Here is a 15,220-nt window from a genome sequence, read left to right as displayed (position 1 = left end):
TCAGCCGCCGGTGCCCGCGGGCTGCGGCTGCGACGGCGCCGGGCTCGACGGCGCGGTCGTCGACGTGTAGTCGAACTCCTCCTCGGCCCCGAACAGCAGGTCGAGGACCTTGTTGCGCAGGTCGGCGCTCACCGCGAGGGCGAGGCCCGTCCCGACGATGCCGACGAGCAGGAGCTTGCCGATCCCGCCCTTGCGCTTCTTCTTCTTCTGGGGGCCCTCGCGCAGCGCGTCGCTGGCGTCGCGCAGGGCGTCGGCTGCGGTCTGCAGCTCGCGGTGGAGCTTCTTGTCGTCCAGCAGCGCCTTCGCGGGCGCCTTGCCGTTGTTGAGGCGGCCGTACGCGCTGCGACCGGACTCATACGCCGTCCGCAGGTTCTCGCGCAGCTCCTCGTCCTGGATCAGGCGCTGGACGTACGGGGAGGCGCCTGCGACTGCGGTGCCCGCGGTCGCCTTGGCCGCTTTGCTCTTCTTCGCCATTCCTCGCTTCTCTCAGGTGGCTGGCCGTTCTCGCTGCCTGATGCTACCCCCGTTCGCTCGAGGGCCACACCAAGGACGTCCTCCACGCGGCTCACGAAGTGGAACTCGAGCTGCTCGCGCAGATGCTCCGGGATCTCGTCGATGTCGCGCTGGTTCTGCTCCGGCGCGATGACGTGGCGGATGCCGAGCCGCTGTGCCGCGAGCGCCTTCTCCTTCAGCCCGCCGATCGGCAGCACCTCGCCGTGGAGCGTCACCTCGCCCGTCATCGCCACGTCCGACCGCACGGTGCGGCCGGTGAGCAGCGACACGAGCGCGGTCACCATCGTGACGCCGGCGCTGGGACCGTCCTTCGGGATCGCCCCGGCCGGCACGTGGATGTGCAGGTCGTGCGTCGCGAACCAGTCCTCGCGCAGGCCGTCCGCGCTCGACCGCACCCATGACAGCGCGGCCTGGGCGGACTCCTTCATCACGTCGCCGAGCTGGCCGGTGATCGTCAGCCGCCCGGTCCCGGGCATCGCGCCCGCCTCGATGTAGAGGACGTCACCGCCGACCGGCGTCCACGCCAGGCCGGTCGCGACGCCGGGGTCGCGCGTGCGGCGGCTGGGGTCGGCCAGGAACCGCGCCTTGCCGAGCAGCTCGCGCACGCGTGCCTCCGACACGCTCCGCCGGCCGGGCTTCTCGCCGTCGGGCAGCTCGGCGATCTGGCGCGCGACCTTGCGGCACACGCTCCCGATCTCCCGCTCCAGCGACCGCACGCCCGCCTCGCGCGTGTACTCGCGGACGATCACGCGCAGCGCCGCGTCGGTCACCGTCAGCCAGCTCTTCTTCAGGCCGGTCCGCTCCAGCTGGCGCGGCACGAGGTAGCGCTTGGCGATCTGGAGCTTCTCCTCCTCGGTGTAGCCCGCGATCTGGATGATCTCCATCCGGTCCAGCAGCGGGCCGGGGATCGTGTCCAGGTTGTTCGCCGTCGCGATGAACATCACCGACGACAGGTCGAACGGCAGGTCGAGGTAGTGGTCGCGGAACGTCGCGTTCTGCTCGGGGTCGAGCACCTCGAGCATCGCGCTCGCCGGGTCGCCGCGGAAGTCCGCGCCCATCTTGTCGATCTCGTCGATCATGAACAGCGGGTTCATCGAGCCCGCGTCGCGCATCGCGCGGATGATCACGCCGGGCATCGCGCCGATGTACGTGCGGCGGTGGCCGCGGATCTCCGACTCGTCGCGCACGCCGCCGACGCTGATGCGCTCGAACTCGCGGCCGAGCGCCTTCGCGACGCTGCGGCCCAGCGACGTCTTGCCGACGCCGGGCGGGCCGGCGAAGCAGATGATGCTGCCGCGGGCGTCCGGCTTGAGCTTGCGCACGGCGAGGAACTCGAGGATGCGGTCCTTGACCTGCTCGAGCCCGTAGTGGTCCTCGTCGAGCACCGCGCGCGCGTGCGCGAGGTCGAGGTTGTCGTCGGTGCGCCGGCCCCACGGCAGCGACGCGACCCACTCCAGCCAGCCGCGGATGACGCCGTGCTCGGCGGCGGCCTGCGGGAGCCGCTCCAGCCGGTCGAGCTCGCGGTCGACCTGGCGGCGCACGTTCTCGGGCAGCTCGATGTCGTGCAGCTGCTCGCGCAGCTCGTCGACCTCGGCCTCGCTCGGGTCGCGCTCCCCCAGCTCCTCCTGGATCGCCTTCAGCTGCTGGCGGAGGAAGAACTCGCGCTGCGTCCGGTCGATCTCGCCCTGCACCTCGGACTGGATGCGCGAGCCGATCTGCACCACGTCCAGCTCGCCCGCGAGGATCTGCGCGATGCGCCGCAGCCGCCTGGCCACGTCGGTCTCCGCGAGCAGCTCCTGCTTCTCGGCCGTCTTGAGCCGCAGCGAGCCGGCGATGAGGTGCGACAGCTCGCTCGGGTCGTCGACGTTGGCGACCGCGACCTGCAGCTCCTCGGGCAGGTACGGCAGCGCCTCGACGATCTCGCTGAACGTCTGCTGGACGTTGCGGACGAGCGCCGTCAGCTCCGGCGCGGCGTCCTCCGGCGGCGCCTCGTCGGGCATCGCGGTGACCTCGGCGACGAGGTACGGCGTCTCGCTGACGAACCGGTCGAGCTTCACCCGCTCGCCGGCCTGCACGAGGATGCGCAGCGTCCCGTCGGGCGCCTTGAGCATCCGCGCGATCGTGCCGACGACGCCGACGTCGTAGAGCTTGTCCGGCCCGGGCTCGTCGAGCTCGGGGTCCCGGGACGCGACGAGGACGATCGTGCGGTCGCCGGCCAGCGCGTCGTTGACGAGCTTGACGCTGCGCGGCTGGCCGACCGCGAGCGGGAGGACCGTCTCGGGGAACGCCACCGCCTCGCGCATCGGCAGGACCGGAGCGCGGTCCGGCACGGCCGGCTGCTCGCCCTCCTGGAGCGGCTCGGTTGCGGTGATGTCGATCACCGGCCGGGGCCCTCCGGGGCGTCGTCGTCGGCGCGCCGGATCGGGACGCTCTTGGGCACGGGCCGGTCGGTCTTCAGCGGCAGGACGACCTCGAGGATGCCGTTGCGGTAGTCGGCGCGGGCCTGCTCGGCGTCGACGTCGGCGCCGAGCGGGACGATGCGGCGGAACGCCCCGTGCTCGATCTCGATCTGCTGGTAGAGCCGGCCCTCCGCGCGCGGCGGGAGGCGGCGGCCGACGAGGATCAGCTCGCGCCCGCGGACCTCGAGCTTGACCTCGTCCGGGTTGACGCCCGGCAGCTCGGCGTGGACGACCGCGCGCGGCGGGTCGCCGACGTAGAAGACGTCCACGGCGGGCGAGAACGCGGCCCGGCGGCGGTGCGGGTCGAAGACCTCGCCGAACAGCTCGTCGACCTCGCGCCGCATGCGCTCGAAGTTGGCGAAGAGGTCGCGGCTGCTCATGTGACGTCGTCCGCAGGCGCGAGCTTGCGAGTGCCCGAGGCCGAGACGACGTTCTCCCCCCGAGGGAGCAACTCGAACACGTCCCCTTCGTTGGCGACCGGCACCGGCGCGCCGAACGCCTTGCTCGCGCAGTCGGCGGCCCAGAGGTGGTCCAGCTCGTCGGAGATGTGGACGAGCACCGCCTGGCGGACGTTCGCGCGGCGCGCGTGCTCCCCCGCCTCCTGCGGCGTGATGTGCCCGCGCACGCCGTCGCGCTCGGGGCGCGGGAGCGTCGCCTCGATCAGCAGCAGGTCGGCGTCGCGCGCGAAGTCGACGAGCTCGCCGGTCGGCGCGTGGTCGGCGCCGTAGACCAGCCGGCCGCCGGTGACCGTGCTCGTGAACTCGACCGCGTTGGTGTTCGGGTGGAAGTGCGGGACCTGGTGGAACCGGACCTTCAGCGCGCCCAGCTCCAGCTCGTCGCGCGTCTCGTACTCCCGCACGTCGAACGCCTTGAGGATCAGCTCCTCGTCGCCCCACGCGCCGGTGACCTGCCGGAACACGTCCTTCGCGCCCACGGGCGCGTACAGCGTCGGCCGGGCGGGGTTGCTCGTGCCCGGCCACCGGTCGACCGGGACCGGCTGCTGCTTGGGCGCGTAGATCAGCCCGTACGCGTACGGGACGAGGTCGAGGAAGTGATCCGCGTGCAGATGCGAGATGACGACCGCGTCGACCGCGCAGTAGTCGACGAACCGCCGGAGCTTCCCGAACACGCCGTTGCCGCAGTCGAGCAGGACGACGCTGCCGCCGTCCTCGACCAAGTAACCGCTGCACGCTCCGCCGGCGTCCGTGTAGGCCGGCGACTTGCCGAGCACCGTGACCCTCATGCGGCGACGGATGCTAGTCCTTCTCCCGCAAGCTGCGGCAGACCTTGCCACGGACCTGCCGCGGTCGGCGCCGTCGAGCGCGGCAGGCGTAGGGTCGGCGGAGGAGCAACCCCTACCCGACGGAAGGTGATCCGGCATGGCGGCGTTCGGTGGCACCGACGGAGCCGATCCGCTCCTCACGAGCACGACGGGGCGGTACCTCGTCCTCTTCGAGGAGGGCGCGACGAAGGCCGGCGCGCGGGTGCTCGGCCAGGCGGCCGGCATCAGCGTGGCGAGCGGCAAGGAGGCGGCGCTGCCCGAGCCCGGCGGGGCGGTCCTGTTCGAGAAGCTCGGCGTGGCGGTCTGCGACGTGCCGCCGGATCAGCTGGCCAAGGTGAGCGAGGCGCTGGGCAAGGAGAGCACGAACACGATCCTCGCGGTGGAGCCCGAGCGGATCGTGCGCGCGCTCGAGGCGCCGGCGCTGACCGGCCCGGTGGCCGACGGCGCGGCGCTGCTCAACCCCCAGCCGCTGCCGCCCGCGCCGCCACCGCTCGCGCCGCCGGAGGCGCGGATGCCGTCCGCGGACTACTTCGCCGGCTACCGCGACGCGGTGATCCACCTCACGTCGGCCGTCGGCCTGCCCGCAGGCCCGGCGGCGGGCGCGACGGCGGTGATGCCTGCGCAGGTCGACGAGTCGCAGGCGACCTGGGGCCTGCAGGCCACGCGCGCGGTGCTCTCCACCCGCAGCGGCGCCGGCGTGCGGATCGCGGTGCTCGACACCGGGATGGACCTGGCGCACCCGGACTTCGCCGAGCGCGCGATCAAGGCCGAGTCGTTCGTGCGGGGCGAGGAGCCGCAGGACCGCAACCGGCACGGCACGCACTGCATCGGCACCGCGGCCGGGCCGAAGACGCCGCCGACCGGGCCGCGCTACGGCGTCGCGTACGAGGCGGAGATCTTCGCGGGCAAGGTGCTCAGCGACCGCGGCTCGGGCACCGACACGCAGATCCTCGCCGGGATCGAATGGGCGATGCGCAACCGGTGCGCGGTCATCTCGATGTCGCTCGGCGGGACCGTGCAGCCGGGCGACCGGTTCTCGCGCGTGTTCGAGGCGGTCGCGCGCCGCGCCGCGCAGGGCGGCTCGCTCATCATCGCCGCCGCGGGCAACGACAGCCGCCGGCCGCTCACGCTCGTGCCGGTCAGCCACCCCGCGAACTGCCCGTCGATCCTGGCCGTCGCCGCGATCGACTCGAGCATGCAGATCGCGCGGTTCTCCAACCGCGGGATCAACCCGGACGGCGGCCAGATCGACGTCGCCGCGCCGGGCGTGGACGTGCTGTCGACGGTCCCGATGCCGCAGCGCTACGAGCGGCTGAACGGGACGAGCATGGCGACGCCGCACGTCGCGGGCGTCGCGGCGCTGCTGGCCGAGGCGGACCCGAGCGCGCGCGGCGCGGCGCTCGCCCGCCTGCTCACGGGCACCGCGCGGCGGATGCCGAACCTGTCGTCGGCCGACGTCGGCGCCGGCCTGGTGCAGGCGCCGTAGTGGAGGTGACGATCTCCGTCGAGGACGGCCGCCTCGCCGACATCGGCGCGGTGGCCGCCGCGGCGCAGCGCGCGGGGCTGCGCGACGTCACGGTCCTGGCGACGGCGGGCGCCATCACCGGCACCGTCGCCGACGACGCCGTGCTGCGGGAGGTGGCCGCCGTCGACGGGGTCGCGGCGGCCGAGCCGGCGCGGGAGATCAGGCTCCCCCCGCGCGACGGCCCGCAGTGACGCTCAGCTGTGGAGGGCGGCCTGCTCGTCCGCGGTGGGGAAGGCCCACGCGGCGCGCGTGCGGCGCTCGTTGCGGAAGGTGAAGCGCAGCTGCTGCGGGGGGCGCAGGCCGTCCGGGTGGTTGGGCCGGAACGTCGCGCACGGGGCGTCCTCCTGGAGGGCGCACAGGAGGTTGCAGCGGAAGAAGCAATCGGCGCAGGACGGGGCCTTGGACGCCTTGCGGGTGGAGGGCTTGCGAGCGGGTCGGGTCGGGGCAACTGCGGCTGTCACGGGGGGCCACTCAACACGACGCGGCGAACTCCTTCAACGGCCCTTCCCGCAAATGCCGCCAATTTGTTAATCACCCGCAAATAGCAGCAATTTTCGCGATTCTGCCGCTAGGAGCGGGCCTTTTCGACGCGGTCTGAGATCATCGTTGCAAGGGCGAGCGAGGAGGTCGCCGCCGGGCTTGGGGCATTGCGCACGTGGAGGGCCCCTCCGGCGTCGGTCAGCAGGAAGTCGTCGACCAGCGAGCCGTCCCGCGCGAGGGCCTGCGCGCGGACGCCGGCCGGGCCCGCGCCGGGCTCCACGTGGTCCAGCGTCAGCTCCGGCACGTAGCGCGCGCAGGCGGCGACGAACGCGCGCCGCGACGCGGCCATCCGCAGCTCCGTCCGGCCGGTCTTCCAGAAGCGGCGCAGGACCTTGTACGTGCCCGGCCACGTGAACGTGTCGCGCACGTCACGGGCGCGGACGGTGTGCAGCGCGTACGCGTCGCGCGCGCCGACCAGCAGCGCCGTCGGGCCGAGCCACACCTCGCCGGAGATGTGGCGCGTCAGGTGGACGCCGAGGAACGGGAGGTCGGGGTCGGGAACGGGGTAGATGAGCGTCTTGACGAGATGGCGGGCTTCGGGCTTCAGCGTCAGGTAGGCGCCACGGAAGGGGACGATGCGCGGGTCGGCGGGCGCGCCGGCGGCGATCGCGAGGCGGTCGGCCCACGGCCCCGCGCAGAAGACGGCGCGGCCGGCGCGGAGGACCTCGGCGGCGTCCGCGGAGGCGGCGGCGCGCGGGCGCGTGCGCAGCTCGGTGTGGCCGTTGCGGCGCTCGGCGCCGAGCACCTCGGTGCCGAGCACGACCTCGCCGCCCAGCTCGCGCACGTCGTCGGCCAGCGCGCGGGCGACGCCGGGGAAGTCGGCGATGCCGGTGTCCGGCGAGTGGAGCGCGGCGACGCCGGTGGCGTGCGGCTCGACCCCTCGCAGCCCGGCCGCGTCGAGCCGCCGCAGGCCCGGGACGCCGTTCGCGCGCCCGCGCCGCTCCAGCTCGTCGAGCCGCTGCAGCTCGGACTCGTCGACCGCGACGATGAGCTTGCCGATCCGCTCGTGCGCGATCCCGCGCTCCTCGCAGAACGCGTACATCCGCCGCGCGCCCTCGACGCAGAGCCGCGCCTTCAGCGAGCCGGGCTGGTAGTAGATCCCCGCGTGGATCACCCCGCTGTTGTGACCGGTCTGGTGCGCCGCGACCTGCTCCTCTCGCTCGAGGACGACGACGCGGCGGGCGGCGCCCCGCTGCAGCAGCTCGCGCGCGACCGCGAGCCCGATGATGCCGGCGCCGACGACGGCGATCTCTGGATCCGTGGGCACGGCGAGACGCTATAGGAGTTGGGTGTGAGGGTTCTCGTCACCGGCATCACCGGCTACGTCGGCGGCGCGCTCGCGCCGCGGCTCAGCGCGACAGGGCACGACGTCGTCGGGCTCGCGCGCGACCCCGAGCGGGCGCGCGCGGCGGGCGTCACGGCGCCGACGACGCGCGGCGACGTGCTCACCGGCGCCGGCCTGGACGAGGCGCTCGACGGCGTCGACGTCGCGTACTACCTGATCCACTCGATGGAGCGGGCCGACGCCGCAGCTGGCACGTTCGCGCAGCGCGAGGAGCAGGGGGCGCGGGCGTTCGCGGAGGCGGCGGTGCGCGCCGGGGTGCGGCGTGTGGTCTACCTCGGCGGCATCCTCCCCGACGGCCCGGTCTCCCCGCACATGGCCAGCCGCCTCAAGGTCGAGGAGCTGCTGCTCGAGGCCGTCCCCGACTCGGTCGCGCTGCGCGCCTCGATCGTCATCGGCGCGCGGTCGCGGTCGTTCCGCTTCCTCGTCCGGCTCGTCGAGCGCGTGCCCGTGCTCCCCCTGCCGCCGTGGGCGAGGTACCGCACCGCGCCGATCGACGGGCGCGACATGCTCGCGTTCCTCGCCCGCGCGGCGACGGTGCCGGAGGCGGGCGGCCGCTCGCTCGACATCGCCGGACCCGACGTGATGACGTACGGGCAGATGATGGAGCGGATCGCCGAGCACATGGTCGTCGGCCGCCCGCGCGTCGGGGTGCCGGTGACGATGAACGGCGTCGCCAGCCGCCTGGCCGCCGCGATCGCGGGCGAGGACCCGGGGCTGATCGAGCCGCTGATGGGCTCGCTCGGCGCGGACATCCTCCCGCGCGACGACGCCGCCGCACCGCTTCTCGGGGTCAAGCTCCACCGCTTCGATCGCGCCGTCGAGCGCGCCCTGCGGGAGTGGGAGGAGCTCGAGCCGGGTACCGTTGGCGCGCGATGAGCCTCGTCGAGGTGGACATCCTGATCCAGGCCCCTGTCGAGGAGGTCTTCGAGCTGGCCATGGAGCCGAGCGGCACCCTGCGGTGGGTGACGATCGCCCGCGAGGTCAAGGACGTCCGCGGCGACTTCCGCCGCGAGGGCTTCGAGATGAAGCAGCAGCTGTGCCTGCGCGGCGTCCCGTTCTGGGTGACGTGGGACCTCGTCGAGGTCGACGCGCCGCACTTCGCGCGCTTCGAGGGCAAGGGCCCGATGCGCTCCAAGGCGTTCATCGAGAACCAGCTGACCGCCGAGGGCGGCGGGACGCGCTTCCACTACCGCAACCAGTTCAAGGCGCCGTTCGGCCCGCTGGGCGCGACCGCCGAGCGCGTCATCGCCGGCGGCATCCCGGAGCGCGAGGCGCTCGCCTCGCTGGAGAACCTCAAGCGGCTCGCCGAGAGCCGCGTCCGCGCGTAGCCCGCGCGTCCGGCTCGGCGGCGCCCCGTACGCTGCCGCCCGATGCTGTCCCCGACGTACCCCATCACGACCGAGCGCCTCGACCTGCGTCCCTACCGCGAGGACGACCTCGACGCGCTGCTCGACCTCTACGGCCGCGAGGACGTGACGCGCTACCTGCCGGTCGGGCGGCGCTCGCCCGAGGAGCTGACCGCGGCGCTCGCCGACAAGCGCACCCGGTCGGACATCCGCGCCGTCGACGACCACCTGTGCCTCGTCGTCGAGGTCCGTGAGACGCAGGCGATGGTCGGCGAGGCCTACCTGTTCTGGCGCAGCTCCGAGCACGAGCAGGGCGAGATCGGCTGGGTCCTGCACCCCGACCACCAGGGGCGCGGCTACGCCACCGAGGCGGCGCGGGCGATGCTGCGCCTGGCGTTCGAGGACGCGGGGCTGCACCGGGTGCACGCGCGGCTCGACGCGCGCAACGCCGCGTCCGCCCGCGTCGCCGCGCGGCTCGGGATGCGGCAGGAGGGCCACTTCCTGCAGAACGAGCGGATGCACGGCGAGTGGACCGACGAGCTGCTCTACGCGATGCTCGCCGAGGAGTGGCGTCAGGCGACTGGCCGAACGTCGGCGCGGTCAGCCACCGAAACGTCTCTGTCACTTCACCGATGACGGCGATCTTGCTTCTCATGTGTCAGTAAGAGTTACGGTTAAGCGGCCATGGCCGATTTTCTGGAAGAGAAGAAGAGCGAGATCTCCGCGCGCCTGGACGAGCTGCGTCCGCACGTCGAGGAGTTCCGCAAGCTCGAGGCGGCGCTCGCCGCGCTCGAAGGCGTGCAGGCGCCGCGGGGGGGCGGCGGTGGCGGCGGTCAGCGCAGCTCCGGCGGTGGCGCGAGCAGGTCGGGCGGCGGCGGCAACGGCCGGCGCGGGCGCCCGCGCGGCTCGGGCACGCGCGCCAACGAGGCCCTCGACCTCGTGCGCAAGTCGCCGGGCATCACGATCCCCGAGATGGCGCAGCAGATGGGGATCCAGCAGAACTACCTCTACCGCGTCCTTCCCGGGCTCGAGCAGGACGGCCAGGTCCGCAAGGACGGCCGGGGCTGGTTCCCGAAGGACGCCGCGTAGGCGTCCTCCGGGCAGCAGCGCTGCGAGCTACGGAACGAGGCCGAGCTTGCGCACGGCCTCGCGCTCCTCGGACAGCTCGTTCACGGTGATGTCGATCTTGGACTGCGCGAACTCGCCGACCTCGAGGCCCTGCGCGATCTCGTACGAGCCGCCGGACACCTTCACCGGGAACGAGGACACCAGGCCCTCCGGCACGCCGTAGGAGCCGTCGGACGGGACGGCCATCGACCGCAGGCCGTCGGCGCCCTGGACCCAGTCGCGCATGTGGTCGATCGCGGCGGACGCGGCCGAGGCGGCCGACGACGCGCCGCGCGCCTCGATGATCGCCGCGCCACGCTTGCCGACCTTGGGGAGGTACTCGTTCTCGTACCAGTCCATGTCGCCGACGACGTCGACGGCCTTCTTGCCGTTCACCTTCGCGTTGAAGAGGTCCGGGAACATCGTCGGGGAGTGGTTGCCCCAGATGACGAGGTCCTGGATGTCCTCGACGCCGACGCCCACCTTCTTGGCGAGCATGCCGACCGCGCGGTTCTCGTCCAGGCGGGTCATCGCGGTGAACCGCTCGGCCGGGATGTCCGGCGCGTTGGAGCGCGCGATGAGCGCGTTCGTGTTGGCCGGGTTGCCGACCACGAGGATGCGGACGTCGTCCGCGGCGCCCGCGTTGAGCGCCTCGCCCTGCGGCTTGAAGATGCCGCCGTTGGCCTCGAGGAGATCGGCCCGCTCCATCCCCTTCGTGCGCGGGCGCGCGCCGATGAGGAACGCCGCGTTGACGCCGTCGAACGCCTTGGTGGCGTCGTCGTGGATGTCGATCGACTCCAGCAGCGGGAACGCGCAGTCGTCGAGCTCCATGGCGGTGCCCTCGGCGGCCTTGACCGCCTGCGGGATCTCCAGGAGCGACAGCTGCACCTTCTCGTGCGGCCCGAAGACCTGGCCGGAGGCGATGCGGAAGAGGATGGCGTAGCCGATCTGACCGGCAGCGCCGGTCACGGCAACCCGAGTGGCCATCAGGCGTTCATCTCCTTCTTGAGGTTCTCGTCGATCGACGCGAGGAACTCCTGCGTCGTCTGGAACTCCTGGTCGGGCCCGACGAGCAGGGCGAGGTCCTTCGTCATCTTGCCGCTCTCGACGGTCTCGATGCAGACCTTCTCCAGCGTCTCCGCGAACGCGGTGACGTCCGGCGTGCCGTCCATCCGCCCGCGCGCGGCCAGGCCGCGGGTCCAGGCGAAGATCGACGCGATCGGGTTCGTCGAGGTCGGCTTGCCCTGCTGGTGCTGGCGGTAGTGGCGCGTGACCGTGCCGTGCGCCGCCTCGGCCTCGACGGTGTTGCCGTCCGGCGTCATCAGCACCGACGTCATCAGGCCGAGCGAGCCGAAGCCCTGGGCGACCGTGTCGGACTGCACGTCGCCGTCGTAGTTCTTGCAGGCCCAGACGTAGCCGCCCTCCCACTTGAGGGCCGCGGCGACCATGTCGTCGATCAGGCGGTGCTCGTAGGTCAGCCCAGCCTTCTCGAAGTCGGCCTTGAACTCGTTGTCGAACACCTCCTGGAACAGGTCCTTGAAGCGCCCGTCGTAGGCCTTCATGATCGTGTTCTTCGTCGACATGTACACCGGCACGCCGCGGTCCAGGCCGTAGCGCATCGACGCGCGCGCGAAGTCGCGGATCGACGAGTCCAGGTTGTACATGCCCATGGCGACGCCGCCGCCCGGGAAGTCGAAGATGTCGCGGACGATCGGCTCGCCGCCGTCCTTCGGCGTGAACGTCAGCGTCAGGTTGCCCTCGCCGGGGACCACGAAGTCCTCGGCGCGGTACTGGTCGCCGAACGCGTGACGGCCGATGATGATCGGCTTCGTCCACCCCGGCACCAGGCGCGGGATGTTGGAGATCACGATCGGCTCGCGGAAGATGACGCCGCCGAGGATGTTGCGGATCGTGCCGTTGGGCGAGCGGTACATCCGGCTCAGCCCGAACTCCTCGACGCGCGCCTCGTCCGGCGTGATCGTCGCGCACTTGACGCCGACGCCGTACTGCTTGATCGCGTTCGCCGCGTCGACCGTGATCTGGTCGTCGGTCTTGTCACGCGACTCGATCCCGAGGTCGTAGTACTTCAGCTCGACGTCGAGGTAGGGGAGGATCAGCTGGTCCTTGATGAACTGCCAGATGATCCGCGTCATCTCGTCGCCGTCGAGCTCGACGACGGGGTCCTTCACCTTGATCTTGGCCATGCGTGTCCTTGTCGTGGGCGGCAGGGAGGCTAGTAAGGGACTCGTCCAGACGCGTCGCCCTTCGGGCCATCCGCGCTCAACTCTCGCGGCCGGCGGTCGATGGAGAGAAGGCCATGACGCTCGTCCCGGACGGATCCGGAACCCAGCAGCGCATCGTCGTCGTCGAGGACGTCGACAGCGCCAGCCTGCTCGAGCGCATGCTCCATGCGGCCGGGTACGAGAACGTCCGGACGGCCGCGGCGCCCGCCGTCCTCGACGTCCTGCTCGACCGGTGGGACCCCGATCTCGTCGTGCTCGACCTCCAGCTGCCGAACATCGACGGGTTCTCGCTCCTGCAGCGGATCGTCGACCTCGACATCCCCTGCCTCGTCCTCACCGCCGACGACACGCCGACGACGCGCCGCCGCGCGCTCGGCCTCGGCGCGCGCGACTTCGTCACCAAGCCGCTCGACCGCGTCGAGGTGCTGCTGCGCGTCGGCAACCTCCTCCAGACCCGCCGCCTGCAGCGCGCGCTGGAGGACCGCAACCACGACCTCCAGCGCTGGGTGCGAGCCCGCACCGCGGACCTCGAGGACGCCCGCAAGGAGACGCTCGAGCGCCTCGCGCTGGCCGCCGAGTACCGCGACGACGACACCCAGATGCACACCAAGCGCGTCGGCCGCACCGCCGCGCTGCTGGCCGCGCGCCTGGGGCTCTCGCCGGACGTCGTCGAGCACATCCGCCTCGCCGCGCCGCTCCACGACGTGGGCAAGATCGGCATCCCGGACGCCGTCTGGCTCAAGCCGGGCAAGCTCTCCGAGCACGAGCGCAAGATGCTCGAGGCGCACACGACGCACGGCGCGCGCATCCTCAGCGGTTCGCGCTCCCCCATCCTCCGCATGGCCGAGCAGATCGCCCGCTCCCACCACGAGCGGTGGGACGGCAGCGGCTACCCGCACGGGCTGGCCGAGGACGCGATCCCGCTCGCCGGCCGCATCACCGCCGTCGCGGACGTCTTCGACGTGCTCGCCCACCCGCGCCCGCACAAGCAGGCGTGGCCGCTGGACAAGGCCGTCCAGGAGATCCAGGACCAGGCGGGGCGGCAGTTCGACCCCGAGGTCGTCGCGGCGTTCAACCGGCTGGACGAACGCCTGCTGCTCGAGCCGGTCGCCGAGCCGCTCAAGCGCGTCGCCGCGTAGCGCCCGGCCTCGCCGGTCTGCCGCGGCGCGCCCGCGTTGCCGGCCAACGTCGGCGCGCTGACTTCCGGTGCGAGCGGGGACCCGTCGAGGTCTTGAGCCCGCCAGGCCAGACCGACCACGCCGCCGCGCTGGCCGAGTGCCGCAACCTCGCGGGCATCGTCGAGGCGACGCCCGACGCGGCGTTCGCCATCGACCGCGACCGGCGCATCACGTCTTGGAACGCGGGCGCCGCGAAGATGTGGGGCCGCCCGGCGGCCGCGACGATCGGCAGCCCGATGGTCGAGCTGTTCGCGCCGGCGGACCGGGTCCGCATGCGGCACGTGATCGACCTCGCGCTCGCGGGCCGCGCCGTCGGCCAGCAGGACGCCGTCGCCCTCACCGCCGAGGGGGAGCTGTTCGACGCGGTCTGCACGTTCGGGCTGCTCGAGGGCGGCGACGGCCTGGCGGTGATCGGCCAGGACATCACCGAGCGCAAGCGCATGGAGGAGGCGCTGCGCCACGGCGCCGAGCGCGACGCGCTCACCGGCCTGTACAACCGCCGCTACCTGGAGAGCGCCGTCGAGCGGGCGGCGAGCCTCGCCGCGCGCGGGGAGTGGCGCGGCGCGCTGCTCACCCTCGACGTCGACCACTTCAAGATGGTCAACGACACGTACGGCCACGCGGCGGGCGACGAGCTCCTGTGCCGGCTCGCCGCCACGCTGCGCGAGCACGTGCGCCGCAGCGACGTCGTCGCGCGGCTCGGCGGGGACGAGCTCGCGGTGCTGCTCGGCGGGGTGGAGCCGGCGGGCGCGCTCGGCGTCGCGACGACGCTGGTCGACGCGGCCACGCAGTGCGTCCAGCGCTTCGGCGCGACGATCAGCGCCGGCGTCGTGCACCTGCCTGGGCCCCGGCCGGCGGGCGCCGAGGAGCTGATGTCCGCGGCCGACGCGGCGCTGTACGAGGCCAAGGAGACCGGCCGCGGGCGGCTCGTCGTCGCGGACCTCGCCCGACCCGGCCCGCTGCAGTGGGCCGACCGCGTGCGCCGGGCCGTCCGCGAGGACCGCCTGACGCTGTGCGCCCAGCCGATCGTCTCCCTCCAGGGCGCCCGGCCGGTCGCGCGCCACGAGCTGCTGGTGCGGCTCGTCGACGGCGACGGGCGGAAGGTGCCGCCCGGAGCCTTCCTCCCCGCCGCCGAGCGGTTCGGCCTGATGTCCGGCATCGACCGCTGGGTGATCGAGCGGGCGCTCGCGCTGGCCGCGCGCGGGATGCCCGTCGCCGCGAACCTCTCGGCCCGCTCCATCACCGACGAGCGCTTCACGACCTGGCTGACGCGCACGGTCGCCGCGGCGCGGCTCCCGCCCGGCGCGCTGCTGCTGGAGATCACCGAGACCGCCGCGATCGCCTCGATGGAGCACGCCGCCACGCTGTGCGCGACGCTCGCGCGCGCGGGCTGCCGGACGGCCCTCGACGACTTCGGCACCGGGTTCGGCTCGTTCTCCTACCTCAAGCACCTGCCGGTCGCGGCGCTGAAGATCGACATGGAGTTCGTGCGCGAGCTGCCGGGCAGCACGCGCGACCGGCGGATCGTCGAGGCGATCGTGTCGGTCGCCGACGCGCACGGGATGACGACGATCGCGGAGGGGGTCGAGCTGCCCGACCAGGCGACCGCCGTGCGCGAGTGCGGCGTCGACTACGGACAAGGGTGGCTGTTCGGCCGGCCGGCGCCGCTGGCGTAACCTCCG

16 protein-coding genes are annotated in these 15,220 nt (G+C 73.0%); 8 read left to right on the top strand and 8 right to left on the bottom strand.

Annotated elements, in window-relative coordinates; genetic code table 11:
• The 4 genes from AC1UE5_RS09495 to AC1UE5_RS09480 are packed head-to-tail and all read right to left on the bottom strand — an operon-like array spanning nt 1 to nt 4,215.
• Nucleotides 1-474, bottom strand: a complete 474-nt coding sequence (locus AC1UE5_RS09495; RefSeq protein WP_482922526.1) for a hypothetical protein — start codon at nt 472-474, stop codon at nt 1-3.
• Nucleotides 396-2,894: an endopeptidase La gene (gene lon / locus AC1UE5_RS09490; RefSeq protein WP_482922524.1), complete on the bottom strand. Its 2,499-nt coding sequence runs from the start codon at nt 2,892-2,894 to the stop codon at nt 396-398. Before lon ends, AC1UE5_RS09495 begins: the two co-directional genes overlap by 79 nt.
• Nucleotides 2,891-3,352, bottom strand: coding sequence for an Hsp20/alpha crystallin family protein (locus tag AC1UE5_RS09485; RefSeq protein ID WP_482922522.1), 462 nt, complete (start codon nt 3,350-3,352; stop codon nt 2,891-2,893). The genes lon and AC1UE5_RS09485 overlap by 4 nt, the downstream gene beginning before the upstream one ends.
• Entirely contained in the window at nt 3,349-4,215 is an 867-nt protein-coding gene (locus AC1UE5_RS09480) for an MBL fold metallo-hydrolase (protein ID WP_482922520.1), read from the bottom strand. The genes AC1UE5_RS09485 and AC1UE5_RS09480 overlap by 4 nt, the downstream gene beginning before the upstream one ends.
• 136 nt (nt 4,216-4,351) lie before the next feature.
• Between AC1UE5_RS09480 and AC1UE5_RS09475 the strand changes: the two genes are divergently transcribed.
• Together AC1UE5_RS09475 and AC1UE5_RS09470 are read left to right on the top strand one after the other, a co-directional pair.
• Nucleotides 4,352-5,740 (top strand): S8 family peptidase, encoded by a 1,389-nt coding sequence (locus tag AC1UE5_RS09475; RefSeq protein ID WP_482922518.1) that lies wholly within the window; start codon nt 4,352-4,354, stop codon nt 5,738-5,740.
• A complete protein-coding gene (locus tag AC1UE5_RS09470) occupies nt 5,740-5,970 on the top strand; it encodes a hypothetical protein (RefSeq protein ID WP_482922516.1) in 231 nt (76 codons plus the stop codon). The genes AC1UE5_RS09475 and AC1UE5_RS09470 overlap by 1 nt, the downstream gene beginning before the upstream one ends.
• A 3-nt stretch (nt 5,971-5,973) precedes the next feature.
• On the opposite strand, the gene AC1UE5_RS09465 is transcribed toward AC1UE5_RS09470, so the two are convergent.
• Together AC1UE5_RS09465 and lhgD are read right to left on the bottom strand one after the other, a co-directional pair.
• Nucleotides 5,974-6,240, bottom strand: coding sequence for a hypothetical protein (locus AC1UE5_RS09465; protein ID WP_482922514.1), 267 nt, complete (start codon nt 6,238-6,240; stop codon nt 5,974-5,976).
• A gap of 107 nt (nt 6,241-6,347) precedes the next feature.
• Entirely contained in the window at nt 6,348-7,586 is a 1,239-nt protein-coding gene (lhgD, locus tag AC1UE5_RS09460; protein ID WP_482922512.1) for an L-2-hydroxyglutarate dehydrogenase, read from the bottom strand.
• Between the two features lie 24 nt (nt 7,587-7,610).
• On the opposite strand from lhgD, the gene AC1UE5_RS09455 reads away from it, so the two are divergent.
• The 4 genes from AC1UE5_RS09455 to AC1UE5_RS09440 are packed head-to-tail and all read left to right on the top strand — an operon-like array spanning nt 7,611 to nt 10,099.
• Nucleotides 7,611-8,540 carry an NAD-dependent epimerase/dehydratase family protein gene (locus tag AC1UE5_RS09455; RefSeq protein ID WP_482922510.1) on the top strand — a complete coding sequence of 310 codons (930 nt, stop codon included), beginning with the start codon at nt 7,611-7,613 and terminating at the stop codon, nt 8,538-8,540.
• Nucleotides 8,537-8,992 (top strand): SRPBCC family protein, encoded by a 456-nt coding sequence (locus tag AC1UE5_RS09450; RefSeq protein ID WP_482922508.1) that lies wholly within the window; start codon nt 8,537-8,539, stop codon nt 8,990-8,992. Before AC1UE5_RS09455 ends, AC1UE5_RS09450 begins: the two co-directional genes overlap by 4 nt.
• A gap of 42 nt (nt 8,993-9,034) precedes the next feature.
• A complete protein-coding gene (locus tag AC1UE5_RS09445; protein ID WP_482922506.1) occupies nt 9,035-9,646 on the top strand; it encodes a GNAT family N-acetyltransferase in 612 nt (203 codons plus the stop codon).
• A gap of 48 nt (nt 9,647-9,694) precedes the next feature.
• Nucleotides 9,695-10,099, top strand: a complete 405-nt coding sequence (locus AC1UE5_RS09440; RefSeq protein WP_482922504.1) for a hypothetical protein — start codon at nt 9,695-9,697, stop codon at nt 10,097-10,099.
• A gap of 27 nt (nt 10,100-10,126) precedes the next feature.
• Here the strand turns inward: AC1UE5_RS09440 and AC1UE5_RS09435 are convergent, their stop codons facing one another.
• Both AC1UE5_RS09435 and AC1UE5_RS09430 read right to left on the bottom strand, forming a co-directional pair.
• Entirely contained in the window at nt 10,127-11,104 is a 978-nt protein-coding gene (locus tag AC1UE5_RS09435) for a malate dehydrogenase (RefSeq protein ID WP_482922502.1), read from the bottom strand.
• Nucleotides 11,104-12,321, bottom strand: coding sequence for an NADP-dependent isocitrate dehydrogenase (locus AC1UE5_RS09430; RefSeq protein ID WP_482922500.1), 1,218 nt, complete (start codon nt 12,319-12,321; stop codon nt 11,104-11,106). Before AC1UE5_RS09430 ends, AC1UE5_RS09435 begins: the two co-directional genes overlap by 1 nt.
• Before the next feature lie 113 nt (nt 12,322-12,434).
• On the opposite strand from AC1UE5_RS09430, the gene AC1UE5_RS09425 reads away from it, so the two are divergent.
• Entirely contained in the window at nt 12,435-13,499 is a 1,065-nt protein-coding gene (locus AC1UE5_RS09425) for an HD domain-containing phosphohydrolase (RefSeq protein WP_482922498.1), read from the top strand.
• 92 nt (nt 13,500-13,591) lie between these two features.
• The gene (locus AC1UE5_RS09420; protein WP_482922496.1) at nt 13,592-15,214 is read left to right on the top strand and encodes a putative bifunctional diguanylate cyclase/phosphodiesterase; all 1,623 of its coding nucleotides are present in this window, start codon (nt 13,592-13,594) and stop codon (nt 15,212-15,214) included.
• The last annotated feature ends 6 nt before the right edge of the window (nt 15,215-15,220 follow it).

It is taken from the genome of Parviterribacter multiflagellatus (assembly GCF_056863265.1).
This window is presented reverse-complemented; position numbering and strand designations above follow the sequence as displayed.

Excerpts from the sequence above, each read along its gene's own strand:
- AC1UE5_RS09495 (WP_482922526.1), bottom strand. The coding sequence starts at position 474 with ATGGCGAAGAAGAGCAAAGCGGCCAAGGCGACCGCGGGCACCGCAGTC.
- AC1UE5_RS09485 (WP_482922522.1), bottom strand. The coding sequence starts at position 3,352 with ATGAGCAGCCGCGACCTCTTCGCCAACTTCGAGCGCATGCGGCGCGAG.
- AC1UE5_RS09480 (WP_482922520.1), bottom strand. The coding sequence starts at position 4,215 with ATGAGGGTCACGGTGCTCGGCAAGTCGCCGGCCTACACGGACGCCGGC.
- AC1UE5_RS09475 (WP_482922518.1), top strand. The coding sequence starts at position 4,352 with ATGGCGGCGTTCGGTGGCACCGACGGAGCCGATCCGCTCCTCACGAGC.
- AC1UE5_RS09450 (WP_482922508.1), top strand. The coding sequence starts at position 8,537 with ATGAGCCTCGTCGAGGTGGACATCCTGATCCAGGCCCCTGTCGAGGAG.
- AC1UE5_RS09445 (WP_482922506.1), top strand. The coding sequence starts at position 9,035 with ATGCTGTCCCCGACGTACCCCATCACGACCGAGCGCCTCGACCTGCGT.
- AC1UE5_RS09440 (WP_482922504.1), top strand. The coding sequence starts at position 9,695 with ATGGCCGATTTTCTGGAAGAGAAGAAGAGCGAGATCTCCGCGCGCCTG.
- AC1UE5_RS09435 (WP_482922502.1), bottom strand. The coding sequence starts at position 11,104 with ATGGCCACTCGGGTTGCCGTGACCGGCGCTGCCGGTCAGATCGGCTAC.
- AC1UE5_RS09430 (WP_482922500.1), bottom strand. The coding sequence starts at position 12,321 with ATGGCCAAGATCAAGGTGAAGGACCCCGTCGTCGAGCTCGACGGCGAC.
- AC1UE5_RS09425 (WP_482922498.1), top strand. The coding sequence starts at position 12,435 with ATGACGCTCGTCCCGGACGGATCCGGAACCCAGCAGCGCATCGTCGTC.